Annotated in this window: 14 protein-coding genes; 7 read left to right on the top strand and 7 right to left on the bottom strand. The window is 70.2% G+C overall.

Annotated elements, in window-relative coordinates:
- Nucleotides 1–123 precede the first annotated feature (123 nt).
- The 4 genes from nadC to ACYCO6_RS01005 form a co-directional block, all read right to left on the bottom strand.
- On the bottom strand, nt 124–996 hold the full coding sequence (gene nadC, locus ACYCO6_RS01020; protein ID WP_459768499.1) for a carboxylating nicotinate-nucleotide diphosphorylase: 873 nt from the start codon (nt 994–996) through the stop codon (nt 124–126).
- Entirely contained in the window at nt 993–2,516 is a 1,524-nt protein-coding gene (locus tag ACYCO6_RS01015) for an L-aspartate oxidase (RefSeq protein WP_459768498.1), read from the bottom strand. The genes nadC and ACYCO6_RS01015 overlap by 4 nt, the downstream gene beginning before the upstream one ends.
- Nucleotides 2,513–3,529 carry a quinolinate synthase NadA gene (nadA, locus tag ACYCO6_RS01010; protein ID WP_459768497.1) on the bottom strand — a complete coding sequence of 339 codons (1,017 nt, stop codon included), beginning with the start codon at nt 3,527–3,529 and terminating at the stop codon, nt 2,513–2,515. The genes ACYCO6_RS01015 and nadA overlap by 4 nt, the downstream gene beginning before the upstream one ends.
- A 138-nt stretch (nt 3,530–3,667) precedes the next feature.
- The gene (locus tag ACYCO6_RS01005) at nt 3,668–4,498 is read right to left on the bottom strand and encodes an aldo/keto reductase (RefSeq protein WP_459768496.1); all 831 of its coding nucleotides are present in this window, start codon (nt 4,496–4,498) and stop codon (nt 3,668–3,670) included.
- A gap of 228 nt (nt 4,499–4,726) precedes the next feature.
- Here ACYCO6_RS01005 and paoA point away from each other — a divergent pair, with 228 nt between their 5' ends.
- The 4 genes from paoA (at nt 4,727) to ACYCO6_RS00985 (ending at nt 10,397) form a co-directional block, all read left to right on the top strand.
- Nucleotides 4,727–5,377 (top strand): aldehyde dehydrogenase iron-sulfur subunit PaoA, encoded by a 651-nt coding sequence (gene paoA, locus ACYCO6_RS01000; RefSeq protein ID WP_459768495.1) that lies wholly within the window; start codon nt 4,727–4,729, stop codon nt 5,375–5,377.
- A gap of 10 nt (nt 5,378–5,387) precedes the next feature.
- Entirely contained in the window at nt 5,388–6,362 is a 975-nt protein-coding gene (locus tag ACYCO6_RS00995; protein ID WP_459768494.1) for an FAD binding domain-containing protein, read from the top strand.
- 21 nt (nt 6,363–6,383) lie between these two features.
- On the top strand, nt 6,384–8,606 hold the full coding sequence (locus tag ACYCO6_RS00990; RefSeq protein WP_459768493.1) for a molybdopterin cofactor-binding domain-containing protein: 2,223 nt from the start codon (nt 6,384–6,386) through the stop codon (nt 8,604–8,606).
- A gap of 249 nt (nt 8,607–8,855) precedes the next feature.
- Nucleotides 8,856–10,397, top strand: coding sequence for an acyl-CoA synthetase (locus ACYCO6_RS00985; protein WP_459768492.1), 1,542 nt, complete (start codon nt 8,856–8,858; stop codon nt 10,395–10,397).
- Between the two features lie 16 nt (nt 10,398–10,413).
- Here the strand turns inward: ACYCO6_RS00985 and mgtE are convergent, their stop codons facing one another.
- Complete coding sequence (gene mgtE, locus ACYCO6_RS00980; protein ID WP_459768491.1) at nt 10,414–11,826, bottom strand: magnesium transporter; 1,413 nt, start codon at nt 11,824–11,826, stop codon at nt 10,414–10,416.
- Between the two features lie 390 nt (nt 11,827–12,216).
- On the opposite strand from mgtE, the gene pqqA (ACYCO6_RS00975) reads away from it, so the two are divergent.
- Nucleotides 12,217–12,306, top strand: coding sequence for a pyrroloquinoline quinone precursor peptide PqqA (gene pqqA, locus ACYCO6_RS00975; RefSeq protein WP_007559225.1), 90 nt, complete (start codon nt 12,217–12,219; stop codon nt 12,304–12,306).
- 80 nt (nt 12,307–12,386) lie between these two features.
- Nucleotides 12,387–12,476, top strand: coding sequence for a pyrroloquinoline quinone precursor peptide PqqA (gene pqqA / locus ACYCO6_RS00970; RefSeq protein WP_007559225.1), 90 nt, complete (start codon nt 12,387–12,389; stop codon nt 12,474–12,476).
- Nucleotides 12,477–12,637: 161 nt separating this feature from the next.
- On the opposite strand, the gene ACYCO6_RS00965 is transcribed toward pqqA (ACYCO6_RS00970), so the two are convergent.
- Together ACYCO6_RS00965 and ACYCO6_RS00960 are read right to left on the bottom strand one after the other, a co-directional pair.
- Nucleotides 12,638–13,885 (bottom strand): NupC/NupG family nucleoside CNT transporter, encoded by a 1,248-nt coding sequence (locus ACYCO6_RS00965; protein ID WP_459768490.1) that lies wholly within the window; start codon nt 13,883–13,885, stop codon nt 12,638–12,640.
- Between the two features lie 60 nt (nt 13,886–13,945).
- Nucleotides 13,946–14,593 carry a TetR/AcrR family transcriptional regulator gene (locus ACYCO6_RS00960; protein ID WP_459768489.1) on the bottom strand — a complete coding sequence of 216 codons (648 nt, stop codon included), beginning with the start codon at nt 14,591–14,593 and terminating at the stop codon, nt 13,946–13,948.
- Nucleotides 14,594–14,699: 106 nt separating this feature from the next.
- Here ACYCO6_RS00960 and ACYCO6_RS00955 point away from each other — a divergent pair, with 106 nt between their 5' ends.
- Nucleotides 14,700–15,551 carry an SDR family NAD(P)-dependent oxidoreductase gene (locus ACYCO6_RS00955; RefSeq protein WP_459768488.1) on the top strand — a complete coding sequence of 284 codons (852 nt, stop codon included), beginning with the start codon at nt 14,700–14,702 and terminating at the stop codon, nt 15,549–15,551.

Genomic DNA, 15,551 nt, shown 5'->3' with positions numbered 1-15,551 from the left:
TGCGCGGCGGAAGACTTCGCGGTCTCCCGACATGGATTCGGCCAACACTTGTCACCTGAACGTGATGGCAAGACTATCGCCGGCCCGACAGTCCGGCGTCCCGATCGGATCGGGAACTCCCGATCAGGCGGCGTCCAGGCCCAGATCGATGATCGCCGCGGAATGGGTGATCCAGCCGCAGGAAATCAAGTCGACGCCGGAGGCCGCCACCGCACCCACCGTCTCGCGAGTGATCCGGCCCGACGCCTCCGAGAGTGCGCGACCGTCGATCATCGCCACGGCGCGGGTGAGCATCTCGGGGCCCATATTGTCGAGCAGCACAGCATCGACTCCGACCGAGAGTGCTTCGGCGAGCTGGTCCAGACTGTCGACTTCGCACTCGATCTTCACGAGGTGGCCGGCCCGGGCCCGGGCGCGCTCGATGGCGGGAACGATGCCGCCAGCCACCGCCACGTGGTTGTCCTTGATCAGCACGGCGTCATCGAGACCGAAGCGGTGGTTCGAGCCGCCGCCCGCCCGCACCGCGTGCTTCTCCAGGGCACGCAGCCCCGGCGTCGTCTTGCGCGTGCACACGATGGACGCCTTGCCGTACGGGCGCGCCGCCTCCACGAGGCCGTGGGTCGCCGTGGCGACGCCCGACATCCGGCAGAGCAGGTTCAGGGCGACGCGCTCGGCCGTCAGGATGGCCCGGGCGGGCCCTTCGAGCCGCAGCACCACGTCGCCGGGCGCAACCCGCGCCCCATCCCCGCGCTCGACCGTGACGGTCACGGTCGGGTCCACCAGCGCGAAGGCGATGGCGGCCGCATCGGTGCCTGAGATCACCCCGTCTTGGCGGGAGGCAATCACACCCTGCATCCGGGCGCCCGGCGGAACGATCGCGTCGGTGGTGATGTCTCCGGCCCGGCCGAGATCCTCGACCAGGGCCGCGCGCACCACCGGCTCCACCAGGAGCCGCGGCAGAGGCAGAATCTCCTCCGGCAGAACGGATTGCGTCATGGCGTCAGCATCTCCTCGGCGGCCGTCCGTCCAGGTTGTGCAGCGCGCAGATCCGCGAGCGTCGTCTCGGTGTGGATCGCGGCCGCCGCGTGGGGAAAGTCGCTGCGCCAATGGGCGCCCCGACTCTCCTGACGATCCAGAGCGCCGCGGGCGATCATCAGGGCGACGAGGGCGGCGTCACAGCCCTCGGCGAGCGGAGCCAGTTCGGCTACCGCGCCCGCGAGTCCGGTGGCGTCGCGCACGACGCCGACCTGCGTCTCCATCAGCGTGCGGATCGCCGACAGGTCGGTGGTCGGGCGGGCGGCCACGGTCTCCGGAATGATCGCACCCGGGGGCAGCGCGTCGAATCCGTCGGCGATGAAGCCGGCATAGGCGAGGCCCTCCAGCAGGGAATTGCTGGCGAGCCGGTTCGCGCCGTGCAGCCCGGTCGACGAGACCTCGCCGCAGGCATAGAGGCCCGGGATCGAGGTGGCGCCGTGCGCGTCCACCTTCACGCCGCCCATGTGGTAATGCGCCGCCGGGCGGACCGGGATCGGCTGCACGGCCGGGTCGATGCCGGCGGCGGCACAGAGGCCCGCCACCGTCGGGAAGCGCCGCGGCATCGCGGCCCCGAGTGCGCCGCGGGCGTCGAGATAGACCGTGCGGCCCCGCTGCAGGGTCTGGAAGATGCCGCGGGCGACCACGTCGCGGGGGGCGAGATCGCCGCCGCTGATCCCGGCCATGACGGCCGCGCCGGTCTCATCGATCAGTCGGGCCCCTTCTCCCCGCAGGGCCTCGGTGGCCAGGGGCATCGGGTCGGCACCGGCCGCGATCGCGGTCGGGTGGAACTGCACGAACTCCATGTCGCGCATCACCGCACCGGCCCGAGCGGCAAGCGCCAGCCCGCGGCCGACGGCGCCGGCCGGGTTCGTGGTCGCCGCGTAGAGCGCGCCGACGCCGCCGGTGGCGAGCACCACGGCGCGGGCCGTGATGCGGAACCGGGCGCCGTCGCGCTCGGCGACGATCCCGGCCACCGCACCCCGCACGTCCCGCAGCAAGTCGCAGGCGCGTGCGGTGACGATCTCGATGGACGGCGCGGCGAGCACGGCCCGCACCAGCCCTTCGAGGACGCGGGCTCCGGTGGCGTCGCCGCCCGCGCGGACGATGCGGCGGCGGCCATGGGCCGCCTCCAGCCCAAGGGCCAGCGCCCCGTCATCGGTGCGGTCGAACGAGACGCCGGTCCGCACCAGCCAGTCGATCAGCGCGGGCCCTTCCTGGGCGACCCGAAGCGCGACGTCGGGCTCGGTCAGCCCCGCGCCGGCGGCCTCGGTATCGGCAGCGTGAAGCTCCGCCGCATCGTCGGAGCCGACGGCCGCGGCGATGCCGCCCTGCGCCCAGCCGGTGGCGGTGCCGAGGCCCAGCGCCGAGGCGGTGACCAGCGTCACCGGACGGGGTGCGAGGCGCAGCGCGACGCTGAGGCCCGCGACGCCGCCGCCGACCACGACGACGCGGTCGGCCGTGTTGGGGGAGACGGCGTTCATCGCGTGCGCACCTGGAGCATGCGCTCCACCGCCGCCCGGGCGCGGTCGGCCAGCGCCGGATCGACCGTGACCTCGTGGGTCATCGTCTCAAGCGAGCGGCGGATGTTGCGCAGGCTCATCCGTTTCATGTGTGGGCACATGTTGCAGGGCTTGATGAACTCGATATCCGGGTTCTGCGCGGCGATGTTGTCGGCCATGGAGCACTCGGTGACGAGCACCACCTGCTTCGGCCGCTTCTCGACGACGAAATCCATCATCATGGCGGTGGAGCCGGAGAAGTCCGATTCGGCCACCACGTCCGGCGGGCATTCGGGGTGCGCGATGACCGTGACGCCGGGATAGCTCTCGCGGACGTCGCGGATATCGGCCGGGGTGAAGCGCTCGTGCACCTCGCAATGGCCGGCCCAGGTCAGGATCTCGATATCAGGCAGTTCCGCCTGGACGTTCTGGGCCAGGAACTCGTCCGGGATCATCAGCACGCGGGGGACGTTCAGCGACTTCACCACCGCGACGGCATTGCCGGAGGTGCAGCACAGGTCCGACTCGGCCTTCACGGCCGCCGAAGTGTTGACGTAGGTCACCACAGGCACGCCCGGGTACTTGGCACGCAGGGCGCGCACGTCCGCGGCGGTGATTGAATCGGCCAGCGAGCAGCCCGCGCCCATGTCGGGGATCAGCACGGTCTTGGCCGGATTCAGGAGCTTGGCAGTCTCGGCCATGAAGTGGACGCCCGCCAGTACGATCACATCGGCGTCGACGTTCACCGCCTCGCGGGCAAGCGCGAGGCTGTCGCCCACGATATCCGCCACCGTGTGGAAGATCTCCGGCGCCTGATAGTTGTGCGCGAGGATCACGGCGTTGCGCTCCCGTTTGAGGCGTAGGATCGCCTCGATGTCCGGTGCGAGCGCCGGCCACTCGATCGCGGGAACATGTCGGCTGACACGCGCGTAGAGATCGGGCAGCGGCAGGCTCGGGATGAGCGTGCGGGAGACGGGTGACACGGTCGCCGCCATGGCGTCCTCCATTATGCTCAGTTTGAGCATTGTGCCGTCTAACTTATGAGGGCCGGACGCGCCTGTCCAGATATGCTAGCTGTGAGCATAAATCTTTTGCGCCGCGGTGTTATGCTGCGCCGCCGAAGAGCGGCGCGCTCAGCAGTAGGTCGCCGGGTCGGGTCCGATCCGTCCATCGAGCCGGTCCAAGGCGGCGATCCGTGCCATCTCGTCGGGGCTGAGTTCGAAGTTGAACAGGGCAATGTTCTCGACGATACGCTCGGGCCGGGCCGACTTGGGGATCGCCACGCAGCCGATCTGGATCTGCCAGCGCAGCACCACCTGGGCTGGACTCTTCCCATGCGCCTTCGCGATTGCGAGAACCGCCGGGTCGTTCAGCTCCTTGCCCTGACCCAGCGGACTCCAGGATTCGGTCACGATACCGTGACGGGCATCCTCGGCCCGGGGCGCCTTGCGCTGGAAATGCGGGTGCAGCTCGATCTGGTTCACGGCGGGCGCGACGCCGGTCTCAGCCAGCAGCGTGGCGATGTGCTCCGCCGTGAAGTTCGAGACGCCGATCGACTTGGCCCGCCCTTCCTCGCGAAGCTGGATCAGCGCCTTCCAGGTCTCGACGAACAGGCGCCTCTGGGGACAGGGCCAGTGGATCAGATAGAGATCAACGTAAGATAGACTGAGACGCGCGAGGCTCTCGTCGAAAGCGCGCCGCGCCTCGTCGCGGCCCTGGCGGTCGTTCCAGAGCTTGGTGGTGAGAAAGATCTCGTTGCGCGGGACCTTCGTGTCCCGCACCGCGCGGCCGACGCCGGCCTCATTGCCATAGACGGCCGCGGTGTCGATCAGGCGATAGCCAGCCTCCAGCGCTCGCCCGACGAGATTATGGGCCTGCGCATCCGCGAGCTGCCAGCATCCGTAGCCGATCTGCGGGATGCGGCGCCCGTCGTTGAGGGCCAGGGTCGGGACGGTCGCGGCCATGCAGTGAGCCTCCGAGGGCGTGGTCTGGTCAGCCGAAATTATGCCGGCGCGCGGCGTGCGGCGCGACACCGGAGCCGTACCGCTGGATCGGTGCGGCTTCCCGAATACGGTCCAGCCGCGGTGAACGGGCGCAGTCTGGACCGGATCGAAACCGCACGACTGCACGTTGGCGCACCGATTCCAGGTTGCGCCGCGCTGCCGAGCGCCGCGCATGGACGGGATGGCAGCATGACAGACGCGACTCCGAAGAAGCCGTTCGCCCTGACGCGGCGCGCCGTGGTGGAGGGCTGCGCTGCGGCCGGCGCCCTCGGCGCCTTCGGGTTCCGGCCCGCGCCCGCCGCGGCAGCGCCGGGCGATCCGGCCCCGCAGACCATGCCGGTGCGGCTGACCATCAACGGCCAGCCGCACAACCTCGTCCTCGACACGCGCACGACGCTCCTCGACGCCCTACGCGAGCATCTGGCGTTGACCGGCACCAAGAAGGGCTGCGACCACGGCCAGTGCGGCGCCTGCACGGTGCTGGTCGACGGACGCCGGATCAATTCCTGCCTGACGCTGGCGGCGATGCACGAGGGCGATGAGGTCACCACGATCGAGGGCCTTGCGGACGGCGACACGCTGCACCCGATGCAGGCCGCCTTCCTGGAGCATGACGGCTTTCAGTGCGGCTACTGCACGCCGGGCCAGATCTGCTCCTCGGTGGGCATGCTGAGCGAGGCCAAGGCCGGCTGGCCGAGTCACGTCACCGAGGACGTCGCGTCGACTCCGACGCTCAGCGACGCCGAGATCCGCGAGCGGATGAGCGGCAACATCTGCCGCTGCAGCGCCTACCCGAACATCGTCGCGGCGATCCGCGACACCGCCGCCAGCAACCTCTGAGGAGGCGGAGATGAAGGCTTTTACCTACGAGCGTCCCGCCGCCGTGCAGGACGCCGCCAGGCTCGCGGCCGAGCGGCCGAACGCCAAGTTCATCGCCGGCGGCACCAACCTCCTCGACCTGATGAAGCTGCAGGTCGAGACCCCGGCCACCCTGATCGACGTCAACCGGCTGCCGCTCGACAAGGTCGAGGCCACGCAGGACGGTGGCCTGCGCATCGGCGCGCTGATCCGCAACTCCGACCTCGCCGCCGACCCGCGGATCCGGAAGGACTACGCCGTGCTGGCGAAGGCGCTGCTCGCCGGCGCCTCGGGGCAGCTGCGCAACAAGGCGACGACCGCCGGCAACCTGCTCCAGCGGACGCGGTGCTACTACTTCTACGACACGGCGATGCCCTGCAATAAGCGCGCGCCCGGCTCGGGCTGCTCGGCGATCGGCGGGTTCAACCGCATCATGGCGGTGGTCGGGGCGAGCGAGGCCTGCATCGCCACCAACCCGTCCGACATGAACGTCGCCATGCGCGCCCTCGACGCCACCGTCGAGACCGTGAATCACGACGGGCAGGCGCGCAGCATCCCGATCGCCGACTTCCACCGGCTGCCGGGCGACACGCCGCAGATCGAGACCGAGCTGCGCAAGGGCGAGATCATCACGGCCGTGACGCTGCCGAAGCCGGTGGCCGGCACCCACATCTACCGGAAGGTCCGCGACCGTGCGTCCTACGCGTTCGCGACCGTGTCGGTGGCCGCCGTGATCGCCGGCGCCGAGGGCGGCAAGCCTCAGGTCGCGCGGCTCGCCTTCGGCGGCCTCGCGCACAAGCCCTGGCGCGTGGCCGAGGCCGAGACGGCGCTGGTGCAGACCGGCTCCGCCGACGCCGCCGCCGACGCGGCGCTGAAGGGTGCCCGCGGCTACGGCAGCAACGACTTCAAGATCCCGCTGACGCGCCGGACCCTCCGGGCCGTCATGGCGCAGGCGACCCGCGCTTAAATCCCGGCAAGGACCGTTCCCATGGAGATGAACCAGCCGATCGGCCGGACGCCCCTCGACGACCGGCCCGACGGCCTCGTCGGCAAGCCCCTCGACCGAGTCGAGGGCAAGCTCAAGGTCACGGGCCACGCGCCCTACGCGTACGAGACCCGGGCCCTCAAGAACCCCGCCTACGGCTTCATCGTGCCGGCCACGATCGCGGCCGGCACGATCCGGGCGATCGACGCGGAGGCCGCCCGCAAGGCGCCCGGCGCCATCCTCGTGATGACCCACGAGAACGTGCCCGAGCAGGGCGAGAAGAAGGAGCAGGTCTGGCCGCAGCTCCAGGGGACGGAGGTCAGGTTCTACGGGCAGCCGGTCGCCTTCGTGGTCGCCGAGACCTTCGAGCAGGCCCGCGCCGCCGCGATGCTGGTCAAGGTCCGGTACGACGCGGCCAAGCCCAAGGGGGTGCTCAAGGACAGCCTGGCGGCGGCCTACGAGCCGAAGCCGGTCAACTCGCCGCCGGATTCCAAGCTCGGCGACTTCGACGCCGCCTTCGCGGCCGCGCCGGTGAAGCTCGACGTGGAATACGTCACACCGAACCAGATCCACGTGCAGATGGAGCCGCACGCCACCATCGCGTCCTGGGAGGGCGACGGGGTGGTCCTCTACACGGCCAACCAGATGCCGAACCGGGGCCAGAAATCCCTCGGCTCCGTGCTCAAGCTGCCGCCCGAGAAGGTGCGGATCGTCAGCCCCTATATCGGCGGCGGCTTCGGCTCGAAGCTGCAGGTCCAGCCGGAGGCGACGCTCGCGATCCTGGCCTCGAGGCTGATCCAGCGCCCCGTGAAGGTCACGCTCACCCGCCAGCAGGAATTCCACGTCGGAACCCACCGAACCGACACGATCCAGCGGATCCGGCTCGGCGCCGACCCGGAGGGCCGCCTCTCGGCGATCAGCCACGAATCCTGGTCTGACACCGCCGAGGGCGACGGCTTCTTCGAGACCGCCGCCAACGTCACCCGGTCGCTCTACGCGGCGCAGAACCGCGTGACGCGCCACAGGCTGGTGAACCTCAACATGCCCATCGCCTCGGCGATGCGCGCCCCCGGGGAGGCCGTGGGCCAGCTCGCCTTCGAGTGCGCCATGGACGAGCTCGCCGAGGAGCTGAAGATCGACCCGATCGAGCTGCGGGTGCGCAACGAGCCGGCCGAGGATCCCGAGAAGAAGGTCCCGTTCTCGACCCGCCAGCTCGTTCCCTGCATGCGTGAGGGCGCGCGCCTGTTCGGCTGGGACAAGCGCCAGGCACCGGGCAGCCGGCGCGAGGGCAACTGGTTCGTCGGCATGGGGATGTCGGCCGCCGCCCGCCTCAACCCGCTGATGCCGTCCTCCGCCAAGGTGCGGCTCGGGCCGGACGGCGTGCTGGTGGTGCGGATGGCCATGACCGATCCCGGCACCGGCACCTACACGATCCTCACGCAGATCGCCGGCGAGATGCTGGGGCTGCCGCCGGAGCGCGTGCGCGTCGAGATGGGCGACACCGACTTCCCGTTCGCGGCCGGCTCGGGGGGATCCTTCGGCGCCGGCTCGGCGGGCTCGGCGCTCTACGTCGCCTGCGACAACCTCCGGCAGGCCCTGCTCAAGGCCGGCGATCTCAACCCGGAGGGCGCCGTCTTCCGCGACGGCGCGGTCACGTCGGGCAACCGCACGGAGTCACTCACCGACCTCGCCCAGTCGGGGCTGGAGGCCTCCGGCGAGATCAAGCCCGGCGAGATGAAGCAGAAGTTCTCGCAGTACTCGTACGGGGCGCACTTCGCCGAGGTCGGCGTCGACGTCGATACCGGGGAGATCCGCCTGCGGCGGATGCTCGGCGTGTTCACCGGCGGGCGCATCCTCAACGCCAAGACCGCGCGCAGTCAGGCGATCGGCGGCATGACCTTCGGGGTCGGTGCGGCGCTGATGGAGGATGCGGTGGTCGATCCGCGCTACAGCTACTTCGTCAACCACGACATGGCCGAGTACCACGTCCCGGTTCACGCCGACCTCCCGGAGATCGACGCGGTGTTCCTGCCGGAGCTCGACGACAAGGCGAACCCGCTGAAGAGCAAAGGGCTCGGCGAGCTCGGCATTTGCGGTGCGGGCGCGGCCCTCGCCAATGCCATCTACAACGCCACCGCGATTCGCGTTCGCGAGTACCCGCTGACGCTCGACAAGATGCTCAAGGGCTTCGAGGAGCAGGAAGGACAGGCGCAGCGTCGGACGTGAGGTCGGAGCCGGTGCGCGGCAGGTCCTGTGCAGGATCCCGGATCAGGCTCCGCTGCGCTCCCCCCGGTCCGGGAAAGGGGCGGCGTTAGGATGAAACACGAGGTCCTGTCCCGGGCGCATGCAGCCAAAGCGGAATGCGACCCGGGACCCAGCATGAGACTCGCCGCTCAACGGCTCCGCACCCGAGGTTGACGCCGACGCGCGCAGGCGGGACATCCGGCCAAAAGCCCGAATGCGGGGGAACGCCCGGTGCCCGATAGCCTTGCCAACGACCGCCGTCCGCCCGCGCGGTTCAATGCCGCGCGGTATTGCTTGGCCGAGAATGCGCGCCTGCGCCCTGACAAGACCGCGCTGGTCATGGTTGGCGACGGCACCGCCGACCGCCTCACCTTCGGCGCGGTCGAGCGGGCGGTGCGCGGCATCGCGGCGGGGCTGCTCGGGCTCGGCCTCAAGCCCGGCGACCGGGTGATGATCCGGATGGGCAACGAGGCCGACTACGTCCTCGTCTATTTCGGCGCCCTGGCGGCGGGTCTCGTGGCGCTGCCCTCCTCGCCGCAGCTCACCGAGGGCGAGGCGGCCTTCCTGATGGAGAATTCCGGCGCCGCCGCTGTGGTCATCGGGAGCGGCTGCACGGTCTCCCCGGAGGCGCTCGGCGGCCGCCTCCTGCTTGATGCCGCGACCGTCGCGCAGATGAAGGCCGGGCCGCCCCTGCCCGACTACGCCGACACCGCCGCCGACGACCCGGCGATGCTGATCTACACCTCCGGCACGACCAGCCGGCCGAAGGGCGTGCTCCACGCCCATCGCGCCGCCTACGGCCGCCGGCCGATGCTCGACCACTGGCTCGGGCTCAGCGAATCCGACGTGATGCTGCATGCCGGTACCATGAACTGGACCTACACGCTGGGTGTGGGCCTGAGTGATCCCTGGTCGGTGGGCGCGACCGCGGTGCTCTACAACGGGCCTCGCGACCCCGCCGTCTGGCCGCGGCTGATCGCGCGGTACCGCGCCACGCTGTTCGCCGCCGTCCCGACCCTCTATCGGCAGATCCTCAAATACGGCGATCTCGGCGCCCACGACCTGTCGAGTCTGCGCCACGGCTGCACGGCGGGCGAGCCGCTCCCGGTGGAGCTGCTCGATGCCTGGACGCGGGCGACGGCCAAGCCCCTCTACGAGGCGCTCGGGATGAGCGAGATCTCGACCTACATCTCCAGCGGCCCGACGATTCCGGTGCGGCCGGGCTCGCCCGGCAAGCCGCAGCCCGGACGGCAGGTGGCGATCCTGCCCGTGGAGGGCGAACCGGTGCCGCTCCCGGCGGGCGAGAGCGGGCTGCTCGCCGTCCACCGGTCCGAACCGGCGCTGATGCTCGGCTACTGGAACCGCCCCGAGGAGGAAGCGGAGGTGATGCGCGGCGAGTGGTTTGTCGGCGGCGACCTCGCCCGGCTCGATGCCGACGGCTACCTCTGGTTCGAGGGCCGCAACAACGACCTGATGAAGGCGATGGGCTATCGGGTCTCGCCCAACGAGGTGGAGGTGGTGCTGTCCGCCCACCCGTCGGTGGCGGAGGTCGGGGTGGCCGAGCTGCCGGTGCGGGCGGACGTCTCGGTGATCTGCGGCTTCGTGGTGCTCCAGCCCGACGCAGAGCCCGACGCGGAGGCCCTGCTCGCGTGGTGCGCGGAGCGGCTCGCCGCCTACAAGCGCCCGCGGGAGATCCGCTTCCTCGACGCCCTGCCGCGCACGGCGAACGGCAAGGTGCAGCGGAAGCGGCTCGCCGAGGCGGTGGCGAACTGAGGCGCGGGCCCCGCCCCTACAGCAGCGTCCCGCGCAGGATCAGGAGCGCCACCGAGAAGTAGATAACGAGCCCGGTCACATCGACCAGCGTCGCCACGAACGGCGCCGAGGCGGTGGCCGGATCGAAGCCCACCCGCTGCAGGAGGAACGGCAGCATCGAGCCGGCCAGGGAACCGAAGGTCACGATCCCGATCAGCGCCGCGCCGACGGTGGCCGCGACCAGAAACCAGTGCTCGCCGTAATCGTAGAGGCCGAGCTTCTGCCACGCCACGATCCGGATGATCGCGATCACCCCGAGGATGCCGCCGAGGACGATGCCGGTCGGCAGTTCCCGTAGCGCCACCCGCCACCAGTCGCGCAGGCGGATCTGGTGCAGGGCGAGCGCCCGGATCAGCAGCGAGGTCGCCTGCGAGCCGGAATTGCCGCCCGAGCTCATGATCAGCGGGATGAACAGCGTCAGGACGATTGCCTTCTCCAGCTCGCCCTCGAAGCCCTGCATGGCCGAGGCGGTGAGCATCTCCGAGAGGAACAGCGCGCAGAGCCAGCCGGCGCGTTTCCGGATCATCGTGAAGAAGCCGATATCCATGTAGGGCTCGGGCAGCGCCTCCATGCCGCCGAAGCGCTGCACGTCCTGCGTCTGCTTCTCGATCATCGCGTCGATCATGTCGTCGACCGTGACGATCCCGATGACGTGGCCGACCGCGTCGACCACCGGCAGGGCCAGCAGGTCGTATTTGGAGATCAGCCGGGCCGCCTCCTCGCGGCTCGCGGTTGGCGAGACGGCGAGCGGCCGCCGTCCCGGCGCGACGCTGAGCACGTTGTCGTTCGGGTTGCCCGAGATCAGTCGGCGCAGGGGCACCGCCTTGGTGAGCGCCCGCGTCCGCGGGTCGAGCACGAAGATCGCGTAGATGGTCTCGCGGGTCTTCTCCACGTGGCGGATGTGCTCCAGCGTCTGGCCCACCGTCCAGGTGCCGGGCACCGTGACGAACTCGGTTGTCATCAGCGAGCCAACCGTCTCCTCCCCGTAGGCCGAGAGCCGGTCCACGGCGCCGCGGGTCTCGGCGTCGAGGCGGGCGCGCAGGTCGGAGCGGCCGGGCTCCTCGATCTCGCGGAACACGTCCGTCACCCGGTCGGCCGACATGCCCGACAGGTAGCCCGCCACCCGGTCGCGCGGCAGCATCTCGATGATGTCGGCGGCGCAGTCGAGCTCCGGCTGATCGAGCACCTCGATCGCTCGCTCCATCGGCAGGCCCAGCAGGATGGCGGCGGCGACCTCGGGGGCCTCGTCGTTGAGCTTCTCGACGATGTCGGGCGCGCGCTCGTCCGAGAGGCGCGCGGCCAGCACGGAGGGATCGATTCGCGTGTCGAAGGGCGCGATCTCGTTCATGGCCTCGCCTCGTGGGTTACGAGGCGACGCGTCGCCGGTCATCCTGGGTCAGGGCCGTGGCCGGCCGCCGCGTCGGTCGCCCCGCGGCCGGGCCTCTCAGCGGCTCAGGCGGGTCGACGGCACGTAGCCGGGCACGGCAGGCACGATCGGTCGGGCACGTCGCTTCGCGGGTCGCTGCTGAAAGGGAGCGCGCCGCCACCGGGGACGACGTCGCGCGGGTGCGTCGTGCGCCCGCGCGGATTGTCCGTCAAGCCGAAACCGTTCCCATCCGCAGCCGAGGCCGAACGGCGTGCCCCGTGGTGGCCGAGCGGCCACGGCTGGCCATGGCTGGCCTCCACGGGGCTCCCTATGAGAAATATAAGTGTTGTGCTCGCTTGTATTGCGTCCAAGATATTGCCTATATGAAACTCACCAACACCGAGGAGAAACGCCATGGCCTGGTCCGCCCCCGTCGTGTCCGAGATCTGCGTCGGCATGGAAGTCACCAGCTACGAGTCGGCCGAGATCGACACGTTCAACTAAGTCGCCCGTGGTTCGGGGCGCATGCAGCCCCGGTCTCATGGCCTTCGATCGCAGTACCTGAAACTCAAGTGGAGGAAATCATGGCTTGGTCCGCCCCCGTCGTGTCCGAGATCTGCGTCGGCATGGAAGTCACCAGCTACGAGTCGGCCGAGATCGACACGTTCAACTAAGTCGTCGACAGCACGGTTTTCGGCGCCGCTTCATCCGAAGCGGCGCTTTTCTTTTGTGGGCCGTCGAGATCGGAGCGTGGACACACGACGACCTGCTGCTCCGTGCGAAACGAGCCCGGCCGAATGCCTCTCCGGATCCCTGTGAGGGCGGCGCCAAAGTCTCACCCCACGAACAACCCCGCGATCGCCGCGCTCGTGAGATTCGAGAGCGTTCCCGCCAGGATCGCCCGGAGCCCATAGCGCGCGACCTCCGAGCGCCGCTCAGGCACGAGGCTTGAGAAGCTCGCGAGCTGGATCGCGATCGACGCGAAATTGGCGAAGCCGCACAGCGCGAAACAGACGATCGCCTGCGAGCGTGGGTCGAGCGTTCCGGCTTTCAGGGTCGGCGACAGGTTGGCGTAGGCCAGGAACTCGTTGAAGGCGAGCTTCTGGCCGATCGCGCCGCCGACGAGGGACGCGTGTTCCCAGGGCACGCCGAGCAGCCAGGCCAATGGGCTGAGCGCCCAGCCGAGCACGCCCTCGAACGAGGCGGCCGGATAGCCGAGCAGGCTGCCCGCGTAGCCGAAGAGGCCATCCGCCAGCGCGATCAGGCCCACGAAGGCGATCAGCATCGCGCCGACCGAGACAGCCACCGCGAGGCCCTTCTGCGTCCCCTCCGCGGCGGCCTCGATGACGTTGGCCGCCCGCGCGTCCCCGAATTCCACGCGGGTGGTGGCGATCCGGGCCGGCTCCGTGGAAGGCATCAGGATCTTGGCGTAGAGCAGGCCGCCGGGGATCGCCATGACCGAGGCCGCGAGCAGGTAGGTCATCGGGACGCCGAGTGCCGCGTAACCGGCCAGGATCGAGCCCGCCGTAGACGAGGCACCGCTCGACATCACCGCGAAGAGTTCGGCGCCGGTGAGGAGGGCGAGGAACGGACGGAGCGCCACCGCGATCTCGCTCTGCCCGATGGCGATGGTGATCACCGCGGCGAACGACTCGATCGGCGAGGTACCGAGAATCCGCCGGAGCCCTGCACCCATGCCGCGGGCCAGCGCCTGCATCAGGCCGATATGATACAGCACTGCGATCAGGGCCGAGACGTAGAGGATCTGCGGCAGCACCCGCAGCGCAAGGACGAAGCCCGAGCCGCCGAACAGCTCGAACATCCTCGGCTCGACGAGACCGCCGAACAGGAAGGCGGTGCCGCGATCCCCGTAGGACAGCACGGTCGCCACCACGTCGGCGGCGGCCTTCAGCGCCACCTGTCCGGCCGGCAGGAACAGGATCGACGCCCCGAGCCCCACCTGCAGCGCCAGCGCCGTGAGCACGACCCGGGGGCGGATCGCTCGCCGCTTCGTGGAGAACAGGACGGCGACGGTGAGCAGCAGGAGGAGGCTGAGGCCGGCATGGATCAGGCGGTCGAGCATCGTGTCCTTCGGCTTCAAGCTTGGCCGCAGCCGATCATGGAAGGTTCGGACCAGCCCGCGTCAATCCGGGCGGTCGGCCACGAGATACGGCGCGAACAGATCGCGGACCTGCGCGAAACCCCAGTCGAGGTCGGTCGCCGTCAGCTCGGTGCCGCCCTGGGGGCGGTGGCTCATCCAGTGGCTCGAGACGATCCAGGCGTTGTCGATGAGCCGGCCGAGAGCGTCCGGCCCGATGTGCAGCCGCCCGGCCTGTACCGCCGCCTCGAAGACGACCCGCGCCAAGTCCTGTGTCCGCGCCCGGAGGGCATGGACGCGAGGGCGCAGAGCCGGGGCGATCTCCACCATGGCGATGCCGTCGCGATACACGCAGCGATAGCGCCATATCAGGTCGAACCACGCGCGCTGGTAGGCGAGCAGGGCATCCCGGGCGGCGGGGTCCGCGGGCATCTGCCCAGCCACCGCCACGGCCTCGGACTCGAAGGCCGCGAACAGCGCCTCCATCAGGTCGCTCTTGCGCGGGAAATGGTATTGGAGATTGCCTTCCCGAATGCCTGCGGCGACGGCGATCTCGGCCGTGGTCACCCGGCCGAGCCCGCGGGCGTTGAACAGCGCGAGGCTCTCGGCGAGGATACGGTCGCGCGTTCTCGGCGCCCTGTCCCGGGCGGCCTCACCGTCGTCCGCTGGCAGCCTGCGGCTGCGGCTTTGCACGATCATCTCCCGCCCTGGCTTTAGGGTGTTCACCCTAGACATGATGCGCAGCCGGGACTATCCCCCCGTTAAGGCACGGACCAACCGGCCAGCCGGGAGGCGAGGTTTGGCACAGAGATTCCAGCTCGCGGGCGCGGTCGCGCTGGTTACCGGCGCGGCGAGCGGTATCGGTGCCGCACTGGCCGACGGGCTCGCTGTCAGGGGCTGTCGCCTCCTCTTGGTCGACCGCGACGCCGTGGGCCTCGAGGAAACGGCCCGCGCGATCCGCGGGCGTGGCGGCGCGGTCGAGACCCGGATTCTCGATCTTGTGGACGCGGACGGGATCCGTGCGCTCCCCGCATGGGTCCAGGACCGGTCCGGGCGCCTCGACATCCTGATCAACAACGCCGGCGTGGCGCTCGGCGGGCGCTTCGACGAGACGCATCTCGATGATTTCGAGTGGCTGATGGATATCAATCTGCGCGCCGTCGTGCGGATGTGCCACGCCTTCCTGCCGATGCTGCGAGCCCGCCCGGCGGCGCAGATCGTCAACATGTCGAGCCTGTTCGGCCTGATCGCGCCTCCGGGCCAGGTCGCCTACTGCACCAGCAAGTTCGGAGTCCGGGGCTTCTCCGAGGCCCTGCGGCACGAATATGCCGGCACGGGACTGGGCGTCACGGTGGTCCATCCGGGCGGCGTCGCCACGGCCATCTCGCGCAACGCCCGCGGCCGGCGGCCGCCCGGCGATCCGGAAGCGGCCGAGCTCGCGCGGGTCGAGGACGAGAAGGCCCGCGAGGCCTTCGGCAAGCTCCTGACCCTCCCCCCAGAGGACGCGGCGGCCGCGATCATCCGCGGCATCGAGGCCCGGGCACCGCGGATCGTCATCGGCAAGGATGCCCGGAACGCAGCGCTGATCCAGAGGCTGATGCCGGTGGGATACTGGAGGGCGATCGTGCGCCTGTCCGGCGGGAAGCTCTGA

Source organism: Methylobacterium sp. CM6257, from assembly GCF_054611515.1.
The sequence above is the reverse complement of the archived record's forward strand: the minus strand, read 5'-3'. Positions and strand labels throughout refer to the sequence as shown.